The following is an 18,044-nucleotide window of genomic DNA, read 5'->3' on the forward strand; positions in this document are numbered from 1 at the left end:
AATGTTGATGAAACAAAGTTGACGAAACGGATGATTCATAATGCCTGACCCTCTACTCCAGCCGCTGCCGGTTGAGATCGATCAGCGCCTGGTAATCGGGCCCCGGTTGCTGCTCGGCCATCAACAGCGCCCACAGCAGCCCTATGTAGTCGACCCAGGGCAAAAAGGCCCGGCTCTGAAAGCCGCGCGGGCCGACCGGCTGCCCTGCCCGCTCGCAGTAGGCCTGCTCCAGCGCCTCGCGCTGGGCCTCCTGCCAGTTGTGGGTGCGCTGGATGCTGGCCACCTCGAAACCGGGATGCCCGGCGGCGCCATACTCCCAGTCGATGACCCAGGGCCGGCTCCCCAACAAATTAGCCGGATTGAGATCATGATGGCAAGGGAGCCAGCAATCGGCGGGCTCGCGGCTGGCCAGCAGCCCCCGCTCCAGCGCCGGCAACCAGGCCGGCACCCGGGCCAGCCGGCCACGATAACCCGCGCTGTGGGCCCGCACCGCCATCACCACGCCCGGCACAGGCAACCGGTGCAGCCGCGTCAGCACCCCGGCCAGCAGCGCTGGCTGCACCTCGGCCGGGGGCGGCGCCGCCAGCCAGTTCGGCTCGTCGCACCACTCCAGCAGCATCAGGCCAGTGGCGGGATCGCTGTGATGGCAGGGCAAGGCCAGCCCCTGCCCCACGGCTCCCTGATAGAGCTGCCATTCGGTGGCCCGATCGATGCCAAGGCGCACCGGATCGGGGTGGCCCTGGCGCAAAAAGTGACTGCGCCCCGAGGGGAGGCGCAGTCGATAGTTGCAGTTGGTCAGGCCGCTGGCCAATGGCTCCAGCCGACCCGAGCGCCAGGGTGGCGGCAGGCGGGACAGCAGGGCGCGCTCGGCGGCGTCCAGAGAGGACTCTTTCGACTTACCAGCCAAAGGTGGACTTCTTGGCCTGCTTGCGGATCTCCTTCTGATCGGCCCACAGCAGTTCGCCGTTTTGCAGATCCATCAGGTTCATGGTCATCTGGTAGTAGACATCCTTCACCTTGCCGTTGTCCTTGACGATGCTGGCGAGGTTGCCATAGACCATGTAGCGAGCACCGGTCTGCTTGCCCAAGCGCACCATGGAGGCAGGATCCACCATGCCGCTGCTCTGCTGGTATTCGAGCTGCTGCTTGACCGCCGCCACCTTGCTCATGTCGACGAAGCGGAACTTGCCGGCGCGCAGCAGCTTGGTGCGGATGGTGTCGGTGATGGCCTCGGTGTCGATGTGTTCGGAGGTCTTGTTGCGGATGGAGTCCATGAACATCACCGGACGGCCGCCGGCGGTGATCTCGCTGGTGGCCGGCGACGCCAGCATGGAATCCGCCATCTTGTCGGCGATGGCCTGCAGATCACTTGAACCGTAATCGACGGTCACCGTCTCGGTTTCGGTCGGATCGCCATAGCTGACGGTGGTGCTGGAGCAGCCGCCCAGCAGCAGGGCGCCGGTCAATATCAGCAGGGCATGATTCATTTTCATCAGTAGGATTCCTCAATCACTTCGCGTACGTAAATCCGGTAGCCCCGGGCGGCCGGGCTCGGCGCCAGAGCAGACAGGGTGCGGGTCTGATAGCCGTGCAGCTTGAGCGGCGTCCAGCCGCGGCCATCGCTGGCCACCTCCTGCCCCGCCTCATCATACCAATAGAACAGGTATTGCAGCTTGTTGTCACCGCGCTGGGTGCTGGCCGCCGCCACATTGACCTGCAGCAGGCCGTTCTGTTCGCGCCGGCTGAGCTCGGTCAGGGTGACATTGACGTTTTGATGCTGCTCCGCCACTGGCGCGGCGCCCGCCGCCCCATAGAGCGCCACGCCGGAGGTATTGGTGGCGCAGCCTGCCAGCAGCAGAACCAGGCCCAGAGCCAACCCGTGTGCTTTCATCTTGCTCTCCTTGCCGGCGACCCCGAGGGGCCCGACCGGTCACTCATGTGTATTGCCATCGTTCGCCGTCACAGCGGCATCACCCGCGTCGTCAGCCCGGCACCGAGCCGCTGCACCCACACCAGGGTGGTGCGTCCCTGGTGAATGGTGAGCGGCAATTGCCGCTGGGCTGCCCCGACGCCTATACCAGTACTGAGGGTGAGGTTCACGTCACCCGCCGGCAGCATCCCCTGCCAGCTCGCTGCCTGGGCCGGCAGCGTCAACCAGCTGCGGGTGTCAGCCCGCTCCGAGAGGGTATTGAAGATGCCGACCAGAATATTGCCCACATCGCCCCCCTCCTTGGCGGCGGTGCGCCGCACCTGCTCCTTGGCCACCAGCCGCAGCGCCTGACGGGTCAGCATGCCGGGCAGCCGCTCCTGCAGATCTTTGGCCGCCAGCGCCTCCAGCCTGACCAGTTCGCTGGTCTGCTCGACCCGCTTGCCCACCGACACCGTGAGCGGCCCGGTGTCGCTGGCCCGATTATCGTAATAGGGGATGGCGACGGTAAAAGTGCGAAAATCGCCGCCGGAGGTGGCGATGGGTAGCGGCAGGAACAGCTCGCGCCGTGCCGGGATCAGCCCATCTTCAAACAGCACCACCAGCTGGCCCTGACTCTTGGCCAGGGGCGGCGCCTTGCGGCCCACCTTTTTCTCGGTTTCGCGGATCTCGTCCGCGGCACCACGAAGCACAGCCAGGCGCAGCAAGGCATCCTGCAGGCTCCGGTTGTCCGGTGCTATCTGGTAACCACGCTGATAGTCGACCCAGGCATCGTTGAGATCGCCGGCCGCCTCATAGAGCACGCCGGAGAAATAGAAGGTGTAGGCGTTCTGGAAACCGTTCTTGACCCGCCCTATCAGCCGGTCGAGCTCGGGGGCGCCGCGCGACATCAGCTGGCGCATCTCCCCTTCAGTTGCGGTATCCGCCTCGGCCTCTTCGCTCTTTTGCTTTGCCTTGCGCACCTCGTCGGCCCGCCGTTTAAGGGCCTGCTCCTGCACCTGGTTGGCGCGACGCACCTCCACCAGCGCCCCCTCGGCATCTCCGCGCTGCAGGTAGTTGAGAGCCAGATAGTGGTGCAGCATGGTGCGCTCGTAATCGGGCGCGCGGTAAACCATGGTCTGGTCATTGGTAAGCAGGCTGCCCGCCTGGGCCAGCCCCTGGCTGACCCGGTACTCGGCCTGATTGTCTTCCCACGCCAGCCGGCTGTCGGCGGCGGCAAAGGCCAGCTTGCTGGCGGCATCCTGACTCGCCAGCCAGGCGATGCGCCCCTGCTCGAGCCGGTCCAGCACATAGGTATCGTCCCCCGGCGTGGAGTCGCGCACCTCGGGCAGCGCCTCGGCGGCATGACCCAGCAACAGCTGGTTGCGCAGCGGCACCATCTGATCGGAATAGGAGACGAACATGTCTTGCCAGTGGGAGGCGCAGCCCCCCAGCAGGGAACCGGCCAGCAGCAGACCGGCCAGTGGCAGGCGCGGCATCACAGGCTGAGCAGGGGTCCCAGCGGCTGGCCGCCGACCAGATGCAGGTGGATGTGGTAGACCTCCTGCCCGCCGTGGCGGTTGCAGTTCATGATGAGGCGGTAGCCATCCTCGGCAATGCCCGCCTCGCTGGCCAGCTTGCGGGCCACGGTGAACATCCGGCCCAGCGCCAGCTCGTGATCCGGCTCCACATCGTTGACGGTGGGGATCAGCACGTTGGGGATGATCAGGATATGGGTCTTGGCCTTGGGCTGGATGTCGCGAAAGGCGGTCACCAGGTCGTCTTGATAAAGGATGTCGGCGGGGATCTCTTTGCGGATGATTTTGCTGAAAATGGTTTCTTGCGCCATGGATAACTCCTTTATATGAAAAAGAAAATTCAATGCCTGTCTCAAGCGGTTCCAACGCCCGTCATCAAGGCCCGGCAAGTGTGACACAAGCCGACATTTGACACAGCCGTTGTCCCATTCTCTTCAGTTATTGTTAAAAATACCGATAGCCGGAAGACGTCTGCCGACGTTGCTCGCCCACAGTGGTAGCAGGGTATCAAATGGACGGGGTATTCAGGCAAGGGACTTTTGCATATACAGCGGGACAATAATGAAACAAACAATGTCAGACCTCTCCATCTTGCAGAGGGTCTATCTTGGCTTTGCCATCCTGGTGGCCGTGATGGCGGCCACCTCGGTACTCACCTTCCGCAGCCAGAGCGAGCTAAACCAGGCGCTGGATCAGGTCACCCGGCAGACCATGCCGCTGGTGATCGCCAGCAGTCAGACCCAGATCAGCCTGCTCAGCGCCAACAAGTGGCTCACCGACGTGCTGACCGAGCAGGATCTCAAGCAGATCCCGGCCGAAGTGGCCGAGCTGCAGCAGGCCAAGGCGCAGGTCGACCAGACTCTCGCCACCCTTGCCCAACAGGCGGCGGAACACCCGGAGCTGCAGAGTGAGCTCGGCGCGCTCAACCAGCTGGTCAAGGACTACCTGCAGCTGACCGAGACCCTGCCCACCGAACACCAGGCCCTGCTCAGCCGGCTCTACAAGGTGAACCAGGCCAAGGGCCAGTTCCAGGTCAGCCTGCCCCAGTTCAAGAAGAACCTGGGGGACATGATGATCACCATCGACGACAGCTTCATCAAGATGCTCTCCGAGACCCTGACCACCAAGCTCTCCGCCATTGAACTCTCCACCATGGATGCCCTCAATCAGAGCATACCCGCCCCCATCGAGGCGGCGCTCAAGCGCAACAAGATGCAGATCGAGGGCTTCAACAGCACCATCAAGGATCTGCAGGGGGAGCTCAAGGAGTTCGACAACAACATGGGCCACTACGTGCACGGCTTCGTGCGCGACACCACCGCCAGCGACGGCGTGCTGGCCCAGTACCTGGCGCTGATGCAGCAGCAGGAGCGGATGCGCGAGCAGAGCAAGCAGGCCGGCAAGCTCATCGTCAACATCCAGAGCAAGCTCGAGCAGATCACCGCCCAGAGCCAGCAGCTGATGAACAACAGCATCCGCGCCTCCGGCAAGGTACAGACCCAGAGCACCCTCACCCAGGGGGTGGCGCTGGTCATCGCCATCACCATCGCCATCCTGGTGGCCTACACCCTCGGCAAGGCCATTCGCCGTCCGCTCAAAGAGCTGCTGCGGGTGCTGACCGAGGTGACCCAGGGCGACATGACCCAGCGCATCGGTTTTCGCAGCAACAACGAATTCGGCCGGCTCGGCAGCCAGGTCAACCTGCTGATCGAGCAGATGGGCGAGGTGCTGAGCCAGCTCTCCCAGGCCTCCAACCAGCTCAACAACGCCGCCCACGACAACCGCCACACCACCGAATCGGTGCGGGCGGATCTGGAGAAACAGCGCCAGGAGACCGCCTCGGTCGCCGCCGCCATGACCCAGATGGAGGCCTCGGTACGCGAAGTGGCCCAGGCCGCCAACCAGACCCTGGAGCGGGTGATGGACGTGGAGAAAGCCTCCGAGACCGGTCGCAAGGTGATGGCCGGCAACATCACCACCACCCACCAGCTGGCGGGCAAGCTGCAGCAGACCGGCAAGGTGATTGGCGACGTGAGCGCCATGAGCGGCCAGATCGGCAACATCCTCGACGTCATTCGCGGCATCGCCGAGCAGACCAACCTGCTGGCCCTCAATGCCGCCATCGAAGCGGCCCGGGCCGGCGAGCAGGGGCGCGGCTTTGCGGTGGTGGCCGACGAGGTGCGCAGCCTGGCCGGGCGCACCGCCCAGTCCACCAGCGAAATCCAGACCATGATCGAGAACCTGCAGCAGGGGGTCGCCAAGGCGGTCACGGTGATGCAGGAGTGCTCCCGCGAGATGGACAGCTGCATGGATCAGAGCTCCCACGCCAACAACGCCATGGAGGAGGTGCAGGGCATAGTGGTGCTCATCAGCGACATGTCGAGCCAGATCGCCTCCGCCGCCGAGCAGCAGCAGGCCACCAGCGCCGACATCGCCACCAACCTCAACCGCATCTCCGACATCTCGGATCTCAACTACCAAGGGATCGAGCGGGTGGCCGAGACCAGCCAGCAGCTCGACTCGCTGGCCGAGCAGCAGGAGAGCCTGGTCAAGCGCTTCCGGCTCAGCGCCTGACGCCAACCCCGGCAACGACAAGGCCCCGCAGATGCGGGGCCTTGTTTTTTACTGGCAAGCAGGGCGGGATCAGGCGTAGGCGATGGCGCCCTTGCCCACCCCTTCATAGGCGACAATCTTGATGAACTTGTCGCCCACGCTCTTCTTCACCTCGCGGGCGATGTAGTGAGCCAGCAGCTCTATAGTGGTGTCGGTGTCGATCATCTCCACCTCCGCCGCCGGCATGGCCAGCTGGAACAACCCTTGCGGCGCCACATACTTGAAACCGACGTAGTGCTCACCGGCCTCTTGCAGGATGGCCTTGGCCTGCTCGCTCAGCGCGAGATCGCCGAGGGCCACCCGATCCTCGTCGGTCCCCAGGTAGATGTCGGCCCAGCGCTCGGCCCAGTTCAGCTCAAGCTCCTGGTCGCGCTCGCCGTCCACGTGGATCTCGATGGGAGAGCGGTGGCCGTGGGCGATACGCTGGCAGTTGCCGTCGTGCTTCTTGAGGCCGTGGCTGTAGTGGTAGAAGGCGCCGTCGATGGCCTCCTGGCGCAGGGTCAGCGACAAGTCCTTGATGTTGCCAGGCAGCCGCTTGGCCAGCACCGCCAACAGATAACGGGTGACGGACTCCTTGTCCACCTGGGGCGCCGGAATGAAGGCGAAGCCCTGGCTCGGGCAGCGCAGGTGGATGGAACGACCGGGCCGCAGCAGATCGACGGTGCTCTCGTCACCGTCCAGCTGGGCCACCTGCACCAGGGGGCTCTCGGTCGGCACCAACAGCTTGTGATCCACCTCGTCGTCGATGATCGACTTGATCAGCTTCTTGACCCGGCCGAAGTCCAGCAACATGCTCATCTCGTTGAGCTCGCCGCTCATTTCGATGTCCACCAGCCAGCTCTCCCCCACCATACCGCGGCGTTCGCACAGGTAGCTGGAGTCGATCACGGTCAAATCTTTTACAAATAACTTCATCAGTCAGGCCTTGCTACAGAGAAAGGGCGGTTTGCGCTATTATGACCCGCGATTATCGGCAAAGGAACTGGAACCCCCCATGAACAAATTGCTTATCAAGAATGCCACCCTGGTCAACGAAGGCCGCATCTATGCCTCCGACGTACTGATCGAGGGGGAACGGATCGCCCGCATCGCCCCGGATATCAGCGCCCCCGATGCAGTAGTGATCGATGCCGCGGGCCGTCACCTCATCCCCGGAATGATCGATGATCAGGTCCATTTCCGGGAGCCGGGGTTGACCCACAAGGGGACCATCGCCAGTGAATCCCGGGCCGCCGTGGCCGGTGGCACCACCAGCTTCATGGAAATGCCCAACGTCAATCCCCAGACCACCACCCTCGATGCCCTCGAAGCCAAATACCAGATAGCCGCCAACTCCTCCGCCGCCAACTACAGCTTCTACCTCGGCGCCACCAACGACAACCTGGAAGAGATCAAGAAGCTCGATCCGAAACAGTCCTGCGGCATCAAGATCTTCATGGGTGCCTCTACCGGCAACATGCTGGTGGACAACCAGGAGACCCTGGCCGCCATCTTCCGCGAGAGCCCGGTGATGATCGTCACCCACTGCGAGGACACCCCCACCATCAAGGTGCTGGAAGACGAAGCCCGTGCCAAGTGGGGCGAAGATGTGCCGATGCGCGAGCACGGCCGCATCCGCAGCGCCGACGCCTGCTACAAATCCTCCAGCCTGGCGGTCTCCCTGGCCAAGCAGTACGGCGCCAAGCTGCACGTGCTGCACCTGACCACGGCGAAAGAGCTGTCGCTCTTTACCGCCACCCCGGATCTGAAGGATCTCAAGGACAAGAACATCACCGCCGAGGTGTGCGTTCACCATCTGTTCTTCAACGAGGCGGACTACGACACCCTGGGCAGCCAGATCAAGTGCAACCCGGCGGTGAAGAGCGCCGCCGACCAGCACGCCCTGCTGGATGCGGTGCGCAATGACGTGCTCGATATCATCGCCACCGACCACGCCCCCCACACCTGGGAAGAGAAGCAGAACAGCTACTTCAAGGCGCCGTCCGGCGTGCCGCTGGTGCAGCACTCCCTGCTGGCCCTGCTGGAGCTCTATCACAACGGGGTATTCTCGCTGGAGACCATCGTCAAGAAGACCTCCCACGCGGTAGCCGAGCGCTTCCAGGTGCAGGATCGTGGCTACATCCGCGAGGGTTACTTCGCCGACCTGGTGCTGCTGGATCTGGGCAAGCCCTACGTGGTCAACGACAGCAACCTGCTCTATCTGTGCGGCTGGTCGCCCTTCAACGGCTACCGTTTCCACAGCACGGTGGAGATGACCCTGGTCAACGGCCAGATCGCCTGGCAAAACGGCCAGGTCACCAACGAGGTGCTGGGCAAGCGGCTCACCTTCAACCGCTGAGCCATCTCAATCGGTGCCACCGTCACCATAGCACCATCACAGGCCGCCCACCCGGGCGGCCTGCTTGTTTGAAGCGGTTCTCAACCCCGCCATGAGCGGTTTTTGGGCAAGTGGCGGCACTTTGAGCGCCGATTGTTCGCAAAGCAGGCGAACGCACCGCCGCCGCGGTTTCCTTGTTGACAGGCCGGGTCCATCTCCATAAACTCAGCCCCCGTCAGCTCAGACTGACTTCGTCGGCGTGTAGCGCAGCCAGGTAGCGCACTGTCATGGGGTGTCAGGGGTCGGAGGTTCAAATCCTCTCACGCCGACCATCATTCCCCGAGAAAGGCCTTGTCAAACGACAAGGCCTTTTTTCTTTCAGGCGCGCCACCGCAGGAAACGGCCCCCCGATTGTGCCCCCCATGGCTTTGTGCTGTAGTGAAGCCCTCTGCTGCCAACCGGTGATCGAGATGCCCTCTCCCCGTCCCTCCGTGCCCGTCCTGCTGCTGGCCTGCCTCTGCGCTGCCCTGCTGCTCGGCTGTGCCACCCCCTATCACAGCGAACCCTCGTTCTGGAACGGCCAGACCGGTTTCTCCCAGACCCGGCTCGGGCCGGACAAGTGGCAGCTGGAGTTTGTCGGCAACGATCTGGTGAGCCGGGAAACCGCCCGCAAGTACGTGCTGAAACGGGCGGGCGAAGTGGCGCAAGCCGAAGGTTATCAGTGGCTTGAGGTCAACGAGTTGACCCTGCAACGAGATGCGGTCAGAGTGACCCCGAGCCGCCCCCTGTTCGGGTTCGATGACGACGAGCCGGACCCCTTTCTGGATCAGCGCACCGTGGAACACCGCATCTCGGCGCTGCTGGTCTTCACCCTCGCCCATCACGCCAGAAACGACCGCAGCATGAAAGCCGATTATCTCGCGAAAATTAAAATAAACAGCGATTAATACAGGCAAATTGCAAGATCTATATCACATACACCTAATCGCAACATAAAATTCTGCTACAAGGCGCTGGATTTACCCCCCCGGATTAGGCATGCTGCAAGCACACCGGCTGTCAGGAATCTACGGCTCGGATCACAAAAACGGACTGAAGTGGCGCCCTTGCCACTTGAAATGCTTTGCACTCATCAAAACTGGGACCCACCCCATGAAAATGAACAAATTGACGGCTGCCATCCTCATCGCAATGCTGGTTGGCATCCTTACCGGTCAGGGCTATCGCATGTTTGCTCCTGACCAGGCCGCCGGCTTTGCCGACGACATTACCCTGCTGACCGACATCTTCCTGCGCCTGATCAAGATGATCATCGCCCCTCTGGTATTCACCACCCTGGTGGTCGGCATTGCCAAGATGGGCGACACCCGCACCGTGGGCCGCATCGGCGTCAAGACCCTCGGCTGGTTCATGCTCGCCTCCCTGCTGTCACTGACCCTGGGACTGGTGATGGTTCACCTGATGCAGCCTGGGGTGGGGCTCTCCCTCTCCCTGCCCGATGACACCGCCAGCTCCGGCGTGGTCGCCGGCGCCATCTCCCTCAAGGACTTCGTCACCCACGCCATCCCGAAAAGCGTGGTCGAGGCGATGGCCACCAACGAGATCCTGCAGATCGTGGTGTTCTCCCTCTTCTTCGGACTGGCTGCCGCCGCCCTGGGGGACGCCGCCAAGCCGGTGGTGAAGCTGATGGCCAGCGGCGCCGAGATCATGCTCAAAGTGACCGGCTACGTGATGAACTTCGCCCCGTTTGCGGTGTTTGGCGCCATCGCCGCCATGGTCGCCAAAGAAGGGCTCGGCATCCTGGCCACCTACGGCACCTTCATGGCCCAGTTCTACCTGGCACTGGGTTGCCTCTGGCTGCTGCTGATCGCCATGGGCAGCCTGTTCATCCGCCGCCGCATGCTGACTCTGCTGGCCCTCATCCGCGAGCCCATCCTGCTGGCCTTCTCCACCGCCAGCTCCGAGGCTGCCTATCCCAAGACCCTGGATCGGCTGGAGAAGTTCGGTTGTGACAAGCGCATCGCCAGCTTCGTGCTGCCCATGGGCTACTCCTTCAACCTGGACGGCTCCATGATGTACTGCACCTTCGCGGTGATGTTCATCGCCCAGGCCTACGGCATTGAGCTCTCCATGGCCCAGCAGATCACCATGCTGCTGCTGCTGATGGTCACCTCCAAGGGGATGGCCGGCGTACCGCGCGCCTCCCTGGTGGTGATTGCCGCCACCCTCAACCAGTTCCAGATCCCGGAAGCGGGCATCCTGCTGCTGCTCGGCATCGACCACTTCCTCGACATGGGTCGCTCCGCCACCAACGTGCTGGGCAACGCCATCGCCGCCAGCGTGGTGGCCAAGAGCGAAGACAGCCTGGGGGAAACCGCGCCGCTCGGCGAGGTGGATACCGCCAAGGCGTGATCCCCGCCATCCCATCAAAACGGCCCGCATCTGCGGGCCGTTTTCTTATGCCTCATGGCAACAGCACGCTCCCTAGCACCAGCGCCGCACCCGCCGGCAGTAATCGGCATAGGCATCACCAAAGCGCTCCTGCAGCGCCCGCTCCTCCGGCACTATCTGCCAGCGGCTGAGCCAGCCCCACAGCAGCAGCGGACCGAGCCACACCAGCAGCCCGCCCAGATAACAGGCCAGCGCCATGGTCCAGCAGAGCAGCCCCAGGTACATGGGGTTGCGGCTGACACGAAAGATCCCCCCGGTCACCAGTGCACTGGCCTGCGCCGGGTGCAGCGGCGTCACCGTGGTGCCCTGGCGGCGAAAGCGCAGCACGCCTCCCAGCCCGAACAGGCTGCCGAGCATGGCCAGCAACAGGGCCGGCAGCGGCCAGCCACCGTTCACGTCACCCGCGCCCCATCCCAGCATGGCCGCCACGATCAGGCCAAACAGCAGCAACGGTGGTACCCGACACTCAAGACTCATCATCTATTGGCTCCCGGAAGGTGCCACGATCGGCACCTTGCGTTACACTCCCCGGCGGGAAAGCGCCGTGGAAAATTGACAAAGTTCATAACGATAACAATGCCTTGGCTACACTTTATCCCATCTGCATGAAAACGGTCACCCGCTGACCGCCATGCGCCTCAACCCAAACAATAAAGAAAGGAACCACCCCATGCACAAGAAGACACTGCTGGCCACCCTGATCCTGGGCCTGCTGGCCGGTCAGGCCGTCGCAGCCCCCTATCTGCCGCTCGCCAGCGATCACCGCAACGGCGAAGTGCAGACCGCCAGCAATGCCTGGCTGGAAGTTGATCTCGGCGCCTTCGAGCACAACATCCAGACCCTCAAGGATCGCCTCGGCGACAAGGGGCCGAAGATCTGCGCCATCATGAAGGCGGACGCCTACGGCCACGGCATCGACCTGCTGGTCCCCTCGGTGGTCAAAGCGGGCATCCCCTGCATCGGGATTGCCAGCAACGAAGAGGCCCGTGTGGCCCGCGAGAAGGGCTTCACCGGCCGCCTGATGCGGGTGCGCGCAGCCACCCCGGCCGAAGTGGAACAGGCACTGCCCTACAAGATGGAAGAGCTCATCGGCAGCCTGGTGAGTGCCCAGGGCATCGCCGACATCGCCCAGCGCCACCACACCAATATCCCGGTGCACATCGCGCTCAACTCCGCCGGCATGAGCCGTAACGGCATCGATCTGCGTCTGGCTGATTCCAAGGAAGACGCACTGGCCATGCTCAAGCTCAAGGGGATCACCCCGGTCGGCATCATGACCCACTTCCCGGTGGAGGAGAAAGAGGACGTCAAGATGGGTCTGGCCCAGTTCAAGCTGGACTCCCAGTGGCTGCTGGAAGCGGGCAAGCTGGATCGCAGCAAGATCACCATCCACGCCGCCAACTCCTTCGCCACTCTGGAAGTGCCGGACGCCTACTTCGACATGGTGCGCCCGGGCGGCCTGCTGTACGGTGACTCCATCCCCTCCTACACCGAGTACAAGCGGGTGATGGCGTTCAAGACCCAGGTTGCCTCCGTCAACCACTACCCGGCTGGCAACACCGTCGGTTATGACCGCACCTTTACCCTCAAGCGCGACTCCTGGCTCGCCAACCTGCCGCTCGGTTACTCCGATGGCTATCGCCGCTCCCTGAGCAACAAGGCCTATGTGCTGATCCAGGGCCAGAAGGTGCCGGTGGTCGGCAAGACCTCTATGAACACCATCATGGTGGACGTGACTGACCTCAAGGGGGTGAAACCCGGTGACGAGGTGGTGCTGTTTGGCCGTCAGGGAAATGCCGAAGTGAAACAGGCGGATCTGGAGGAGTACAACGGCGCCCTGCTGGCGGACATGTACACCATCTGGGGCTACACCAACCCCAAGAAGATCAAGCGTTAAGCCAGTCTTTGCCATGAAAAAGGGCTCCCGCGGGAGCCCTTTTGCTTGTTTGCCAATTATGCCGTTTTCTTGCGGGTCACCCAGAGGCTCAACCCCATGGATGCCAGCAGGATCAGCGCGACCACGCCCAATGCGATGCCAGTCGGGATCTTGAAGATATCCAGCAGCAGCATCTTGACCCCGATAAACATCAGGATCAGCGCCAGGCCGTATTTGAGCAGGGCAAAACGCTCGGCCACACCCGCCAGCAGGAAGTACATGGCACGCAGGCCCATGATGGCGAAGATGTTGGAGGTAAGCACGATAAAGGGATCCGTGGTCACCGCGAAGATGGCCGGGATGCTGTCTACCGCAAAGATAAGGTCGCTCACCTCGACCAGCACCAGGATCAGCAGCAACGGGGTGGCATAGCGCACACCGTCACGCCAGACGAAGAAGTTCTCCCCCTCCAGTGTCTCGGTCACCTTGAAGCGACGGCGCATCCAGCCCAGCAACGGGTTGTTGGCGAGATCCGGCTCCTTGTCGGCCGCCCACAGCATCTTGACCCCGGTCAGCAGCAGGAAGGCGCCAAACAGGTAGAGGATCCAGTGGAACTGCTCGATGAGCCAGCTGCCGGCGAACACCATGCCGGCCCGCATCACGATGGCACCCAGAACCCCGTACAACAGTACCCGGCGCTGCAGCTCGGCCGGAATGGCAAAGTAGCCGAACAGCATCAGCCAGACGAAGACGTTGTCTACCGCCAGCGCCTTCTCGATGAGGTAACCGGTGAGGAACTCCAGCCCCTTCTGGTTGGCGATCTCGCGGCTGGCGCTGTGATCCAGCCAGAACCAGATGGCCAGGTTGAACAAGAGCGCCACGCTGATCCAGATGAGGGACCAGATGCCCGCCTCTTTGAGCGACACCTTGTGCGCCTTGCCGCCGCCGACAAAGCGGATATCAATCCACAACAGGACCAGCACTATGCTGAAGAAACCGGTCCACATCCACCATTCACCCATTTTTCACTTCTCCCAAAAACGACAAAACCCACGGCCGGGAGGCAGTGGGTTCGCGTCTGGAGCAGATACACCTTGCCTCTCGGCAAGGTCTCACTTACAGCCGATTTTCATCGACTGCCCGGCTGCCGGGTGCACTGCAGGATATGGGTGCACCGTAATGACGACAAACCGGCGAGAAGTTACTCCCCTTGTTGCGCGGATAGTAACAGCGGAAAAAGATAACGCCAAGAGGCATCTTCATGCCGGCTGCAAAAAAACAGGGCGCCACCCGGGCGCCCTGTTCTGCCTACTCATCCTCAGAGCGGATCCGCCTTGAGGCAGGAGACCGCATGGTCGAAGTTGCCCTCGAGCTGGGGCCGAGTCTTGGCACACTCAGGGCCTGCCACCGGGCAGCGGGTACGAAACACGCAGCCTGAGGGCGGATTCATCGGCGATGGCAGCTCCCCTTCCAGGATCTGGATGGTCTTGCTGCGCTCCAGATCCGGATCCGGAATGGGCACCGCCGACATCAGCGCCTTGGTATAGGGGTGCAAGGGGTTGGCGAAGATCTCCTTGCCGGTCCCCAGCTCCACCGCATTGCCCAGATACATCACCAGCACCCGATCCGAGATGTGCTTGACCACCGACAGGTCGTGGGCGATGAAGATGAGCGACAGCCCCATCTCCTTCTGGATGGACTTGAGCAGGTTCACCACCTGGGCCTGGATCGACACATCCAGCGCCGACACCGGCTCGTCACAGATGATCATCTTGGGCTCGAGGATCAGCGCCCGGGCGATGCCGATGCGCTGGCACTGGCCACCGGAGAACTCGTGGGGGTAGCGGTTGACCAGGTTGGGCAAGAGCCCCACCTTGCTCATCATGGCGCGCACCTTCTCCTTCACCTCCTCTTTCGGCAGAGCCGGGTAGAAGGTGATGAGGGGCTCGGCGATGATGTCACCTATGGTCATGCGCGGGTTGAGGGAGGCCAGCGGATCCTGGAAGATCATCTGGATCTCCTTGCGTTTTTCGCGCAGCGCCTTCTGGTCAAGCTTGGTCAGATCGTTGCCAAGCCACACCACCTTGCCGTCGGTGGCCGGCACCAGGCCGATCAGCGCCCGGGCAAAGGTGGATTTGCCGCAACCCGACTCCCCCACCACGCCCAGGGTCTCCCCTTCGTAAAGGCGCAGAGTCACCCCGTCCACCGCCTTCAGGGCGGAGGGTTTGGCCCAGGGCCAGGCCTTGTCACTCTTGATGCTGAAGTGGACCTTGAGGTCGGACACTTCCAGCAGCAGTTTCTTGTCAGTCCCCATTTAGTTCACTCCCTTGATGATGGCATCCGATACCCAGTGGCAGGCCCGCTCCCGGCCGTCGTTGAACGGCGTCAGAACTGGGGATTGCCGGCCGCAAATCTCGCTCACCCGGTGGCAGCGCTCCTGGAAGGGGCAGCCGGTGGGCAGACGCAGCAGGTTGGGCGGATTGCCCGGGATGGTGGGCAGCACTTCCCCTTCGGTATCGAGGCGGGGAATGGCGCGCAGCAAGCCTTCGGTATAGGGGTGGCTCGGGCGATAGAAGATGTCGTTGACCCGGCCGTACTCCATGGTACGGCCGGCGTACATCACCAGCACCTTGTCGCAGATACCGGCCACCACGCCAAGGTCATGGGTGATCATGATGATGGCGGTGTTGAACTCGCGCTTGAGCTCGTTCATCAGGGTCATGATCTGGGCCTGTACCGTCACGTCCAGCGCCGTGGTCGGTTCGTCGGCGATGAGCAGTTGCGGCCGGCACAACAGCGCCATGGCGATCATCACCCGCTGGCGCATGCCGCCGGAGAACTCGTGCGGGTACATCCCCATCCGCTTGCGCGCCTCGGGGATCTTCACCGCATCCAGCATGCGCACCGACTCCTCGAACGCCTCGGCCTTGCTGACCCCCTTGTGCAGCATCAGCACTTCCATCAGCTGATCCTTCACCTTCATGTAGGGGTTGAGCGAGGTCATGGGGTCCTGGAAGATCATGGCGATCTTCTCGGAGCGGATCTTGTTGAGCTTGTGCTCCGGCAGGTTGAGGATCTCGTCGCCCTGAAACTTGGCAGACCCTGTGATGATGCCGTTCTTGGCCAGCAGCCCCATGATGGCGAACGCGGTCTGGGACTTGCCCGAACCGGATTCCCCGACGATACCCAGGGTCTCGCCGGCAGAGAGAGAGAAGTTGAGGTCGTTGACCGCTACCACATTGCCGTCCGGGGTCTTGAACTCGACCCGCAGATCTTTTACATCCAGTAACTTCATAAAAACTCCTTATCGATCTTTCGTGACGTTTTCCTGTCGATCCGATGCGCTGTCCGCCCGATTGAGCCGCACTGTGCGGCCCTTCGGCGCGTTGTTCCAACGCTCTTTCGCCGCTTTATCAGCGATCCTTCGGATCGAGGGCGTCACGCAGACCATCCCCGAGGAAGTTGAAGCAAAACAGGGTCACCACCATGAAACCGGCGGGGAACAGGAGTTGCCAGATGGCCACTTCCATCGACTTGGAGCCTTCATCCAGCAGGGCACCCCAGCTGGTCATGGGCTCTTGTACCCCCAGCCCCAGGAAGCTCAGGAAGGATTCGAACATGATCATGCCCGGTACCAGCAGGGTGGCGTAGACCGCCACAATCCCCAGCACGTTCGGCACTATATGGCGGGTGATGATCTTCCACTTGGAGACGCCGCAGACATGGGCCGCCTCGATGAACTCCTTGCTCTTGAGGCTCAGGGTCTGGCCACGGACGATCCGCGCCATGTCGAGCCAGCTCACCGCACCGATGGCGATGAAGATGAGCGCCAGGTTGCGGCCGAAGAAGGTCACCAGCATGATCACGAAGAACATGAAGGGGAAGGCGTTGAGGATCTCAAGGACCCGCATCATCAGGCTGTCGACCCGACCGCCGATGAAACCGGATGCCGCGCCGTACAGGGTGCCGATGATGACGGCCACCATGGCCCCCATGATGCCGACCATCAGCGAGATGCGCCCGCCAAGCAGGGTGCGCACGAACAGATCGCGCCCCAGGCTGTCGGTGCCGAACCAGTGGCCGGTCTCCATGTCGGGGCCGGTCTGCATGGCGCCCCAGTCAGGATCGTCAAAGGTGTACTGGGACAGATGGGGCCCCACTATCACCGCCAGGCCGATGATGGAGAGAATGATAAGGCTGGTCAGAGCCGCCTTGTTGCGCAGGAAACGGCGACGGGCATCCTTCCACAGGGAGCGTCCTTCCACCACTTCCACTTTCTGGGCGAACGCCTCGATGGCTTCGCGTTTTTCAGTTGTGACAACCATGATGTACTCCCGACTTAGTAACGGATCTTGGGATCGATAAAGGCATAGAGAATATCGACCACGGCGTTAAAGGTGATGGTGAGGGCGCCGACCAGAATGGTCAGACCGAGCACCATGGAGTAATCACGGTTGAGGGCACCGTTGACGAACAGCTGGCCAATCCCCGGCAGACCGAAGATGGTCTCGATCACCACGGAACCCGTGATGATGCCGACGAAGGCCGGGCCCAGGTAGGAGACCACCGGCAGCATGGCCGGGCGCAGCGCGTGTTTCAGGATGATGTGGCGCAGCGGCAGTCCCTTTGCTCGGGCGGTACGGATGAAGTTGGAGTTCATGGTCTCGATCATGCTGCCCCGCATGATCCGCGAGATGGCGGAGATGTAATACATCATCATGCCGAACACCGGCAGCACCATGAACTGCACGCCACCACCCTGCCAGCCACCGGCCGGGAACCAGCCCAGATGGATACTGAAGAACAGCACCAGCAGGGGCGCCAGCACAAAGCCCGGGATCACCACCCCGGCCATGGCCGACGACATCAACAGGTAGTCGATGACGGTATTCTGTTTGAGGGCGGCAATGGTGCCGAAGGTGACCCCCAGCGTCACCGCAAACAAAAAGGCGAAGGAGCCTATCTTGGCGGAAACCGGCAGTGCCTGGCTCACCAGATCATTGACGGTGAAGTCCTTGTACTTGAAGGAAGGACCGAGATCCCCCTGCACCAGGTTGCCCAGATAGGTGAGATATTGCACCCCGATCGGCTTGTCGAGGCCATATTTGGCTTCGATGTTGGCCATCACTTCGGGTGGCAGGGTGCGTTCGCTGCTGAAGGGGTTACCCGGCGCGAAACGCATCATGAAGAAGGAGACGGTGATCAAGACCAGCAGAGTCGGGATCGCTTCCAGTAGACGTTTAAAAATGAATTTCAACATAGACAATTCCTGTCCTGTACTGCTTCCAAAGGGTCGCGGTTGTAATAAAGGCCCGCCGTCTGGCGGGCCCTGCTTGTTATGCG

17 protein-coding genes and 1 tRNA gene are annotated in these 18,044 nt (G+C 62.3%); 6 read left to right on the forward strand and 12 right to left on the reverse strand.

Annotated elements, in window-relative coordinates; all coding sequences use genetic code 11:
• Positions 1 to 52 precede the first annotated feature (52 nt).
• From AB5Y95_RS10580 to hinT, 5 genes are all read right to left on the reverse strand, one after another.
• Entirely contained in the window at positions 53 to 907 is an 855-nt protein-coding gene (locus AB5Y95_RS10580) for a choline kinase family protein (RefSeq protein ID WP_201971207.1), read from the reverse strand.
• Positions 897 to 1,493 carry a penicillin-binding protein activator LpoB gene (lpoB, locus tag AB5Y95_RS10585; RefSeq protein ID WP_005302153.1) on the reverse strand — a complete coding sequence of 199 codons (597 nt, stop codon included), beginning with the start codon at positions 1,491 to 1,493 and terminating at the stop codon, positions 897 to 899. The genes AB5Y95_RS10580 and lpoB overlap by 11 nt, the downstream gene beginning before the upstream one ends.
• Positions 1,493 to 1,891 (reverse strand): YcfL family protein, encoded by a 399-nt coding sequence (locus tag AB5Y95_RS10590; protein WP_010633660.1) that lies wholly within the window; start codon positions 1,889 to 1,891, stop codon positions 1,493 to 1,495. Before AB5Y95_RS10590 ends, lpoB begins: the two co-directional genes overlap by 1 nt.
• A gap of 68 nt (positions 1,892 to 1,959) precedes the next feature.
• A complete protein-coding gene (locus tag AB5Y95_RS10595) occupies positions 1,960 to 3,405 on the reverse strand; it encodes a COG3014 family protein (RefSeq protein ID WP_368160957.1) in 1,446 nt (481 codons plus the stop codon).
• Positions 3,405 to 3,755: a purine nucleoside phosphoramidase gene (hinT, locus tag AB5Y95_RS10600; protein ID WP_010633658.1), complete on the reverse strand. Its 351-nt coding sequence runs from the start codon at positions 3,753 to 3,755 to the stop codon at positions 3,405 to 3,407. The genes AB5Y95_RS10595 and hinT overlap by 1 nt, the downstream gene beginning before the upstream one ends.
• A gap of 262 nt (positions 3,756 to 4,017) precedes the next feature.
• Here hinT and AB5Y95_RS10605 point away from each other — a divergent pair, with 262 nt between their 5' ends.
• Entirely contained in the window at positions 4,018 to 6,018 is a 2,001-nt protein-coding gene (locus tag AB5Y95_RS10605; protein ID WP_026141251.1) for a methyl-accepting chemotaxis protein, read from the forward strand.
• 69 nt (positions 6,019 to 6,087) lie between these two features.
• Here AB5Y95_RS10605 and AB5Y95_RS10610 read toward each other — a convergent pair whose 3' ends face one another.
• Positions 6,088 to 6,972 (reverse strand): 6-carboxytetrahydropterin synthase, encoded by an 885-nt coding sequence (locus tag AB5Y95_RS10610; protein ID WP_042007654.1) that lies wholly within the window; start codon positions 6,970 to 6,972, stop codon positions 6,088 to 6,090.
• A gap of 79 nt (positions 6,973 to 7,051) precedes the next feature.
• On the opposite strand from AB5Y95_RS10610, the gene AB5Y95_RS10615 reads away from it, so the two are divergent.
• The 4 genes from AB5Y95_RS10615 (at position 7,052) to AB5Y95_RS10630 (ending at position 10,786) form a co-directional block, all read left to right on the forward strand.
• Positions 7,052 to 8,395, forward strand: coding sequence for a dihydroorotase (locus tag AB5Y95_RS10615; RefSeq protein WP_017782966.1), 1,344 nt, complete (start codon positions 7,052 to 7,054; stop codon positions 8,393 to 8,395).
• Positions 8,396 to 8,629: 234 nt separating this feature from the next.
• Positions 8,630 to 8,706, forward strand: a tRNA-Pro gene (locus tag AB5Y95_RS10620).
• 138 nt (positions 8,707 to 8,844) lie between these two features.
• Positions 8,845 to 9,321, forward strand: a complete 477-nt coding sequence (locus AB5Y95_RS10625) for a hypothetical protein (protein ID WP_368161064.1) — start codon at positions 8,845 to 8,847, stop codon at positions 9,319 to 9,321.
• A gap of 205 nt (positions 9,322 to 9,526) precedes the next feature.
• Positions 9,527 to 10,786 carry a dicarboxylate/amino acid:cation symporter gene (locus AB5Y95_RS10630; protein WP_368160960.1) on the forward strand — a complete coding sequence of 420 codons (1,260 nt, stop codon included), beginning with the start codon at positions 9,527 to 9,529 and terminating at the stop codon, positions 10,784 to 10,786.
• A 72-nt stretch (positions 10,787 to 10,858) separates the two neighbouring features.
• Here the strand turns inward: AB5Y95_RS10630 and AB5Y95_RS10635 are convergent, their stop codons facing one another.
• Positions 10,859 to 11,305, reverse strand: coding sequence for an isoprenylcysteine carboxylmethyltransferase family protein (locus AB5Y95_RS10635; RefSeq protein ID WP_065017990.1), 447 nt, complete (start codon positions 11,303 to 11,305; stop codon positions 10,859 to 10,861).
• A 190-nt stretch (positions 11,306 to 11,495) separates the two neighbouring features.
• On the opposite strand from AB5Y95_RS10635, the gene alr reads away from it, so the two are divergent.
• Positions 11,496 to 12,722, forward strand: a complete 1,227-nt coding sequence (gene alr / locus AB5Y95_RS10640; protein WP_368160962.1) for an alanine racemase — start codon at positions 11,496 to 11,498, stop codon at positions 12,720 to 12,722.
• A gap of 56 nt (positions 12,723 to 12,778) precedes the next feature.
• Here alr and AB5Y95_RS10645 read toward each other — a convergent pair whose 3' ends face one another.
• The 5 genes from AB5Y95_RS10645 to oppB all read right to left on the reverse strand — a co-directional run bounded on the left by AB5Y95_RS10645 (position 12,779) and on the right by oppB (position 17,961).
• Positions 12,779 to 13,723 (reverse strand): TerC family protein, encoded by a 945-nt coding sequence (locus AB5Y95_RS10645; RefSeq protein WP_368160964.1) that lies wholly within the window; start codon positions 13,721 to 13,723, stop codon positions 12,779 to 12,781.
• Positions 13,724 to 14,019: 296 nt separating this feature from the next.
• Positions 14,020 to 15,015, reverse strand: a complete 996-nt coding sequence (gene oppF / locus AB5Y95_RS10650; protein WP_005302185.1) for a murein tripeptide/oligopeptide ABC transporter ATP binding protein OppF — start codon at positions 15,013 to 15,015, stop codon at positions 14,020 to 14,022.
• Positions 15,016 to 15,996 (reverse strand): ABC transporter ATP-binding protein, encoded by a 981-nt coding sequence (locus AB5Y95_RS10655; protein ID WP_017786762.1) that lies wholly within the window; start codon positions 15,994 to 15,996, stop codon positions 15,016 to 15,018. It abuts the gene before it with no gap.
• Between the two features lie 118 nt (positions 15,997 to 16,114).
• Positions 16,115 to 17,026: an oligopeptide ABC transporter permease OppC gene (gene oppC / locus AB5Y95_RS10660; protein ID WP_005302192.1), complete on the reverse strand. Its 912-nt coding sequence runs from the start codon at positions 17,024 to 17,026 to the stop codon at positions 16,115 to 16,117.
• A gap of 14 nt (positions 17,027 to 17,040) precedes the next feature.
• Positions 17,041 to 17,961, reverse strand: coding sequence for an oligopeptide ABC transporter permease OppB (gene oppB, locus AB5Y95_RS10665; RefSeq protein ID WP_005302198.1), 921 nt, complete (start codon positions 17,959 to 17,961; stop codon positions 17,041 to 17,043).
• Between the last annotated feature and the right edge of the window lie 83 nt (positions 17,962 to 18,044).

It is taken from the genome of Aeromonas sp. R5-3 (assembly GCF_040908225.1).
GTDB classification, from domain to species: Bacteria; Pseudomonadota; Gammaproteobacteria; order Enterobacterales; family Aeromonadaceae; genus Aeromonas; species Aeromonas dhakensis.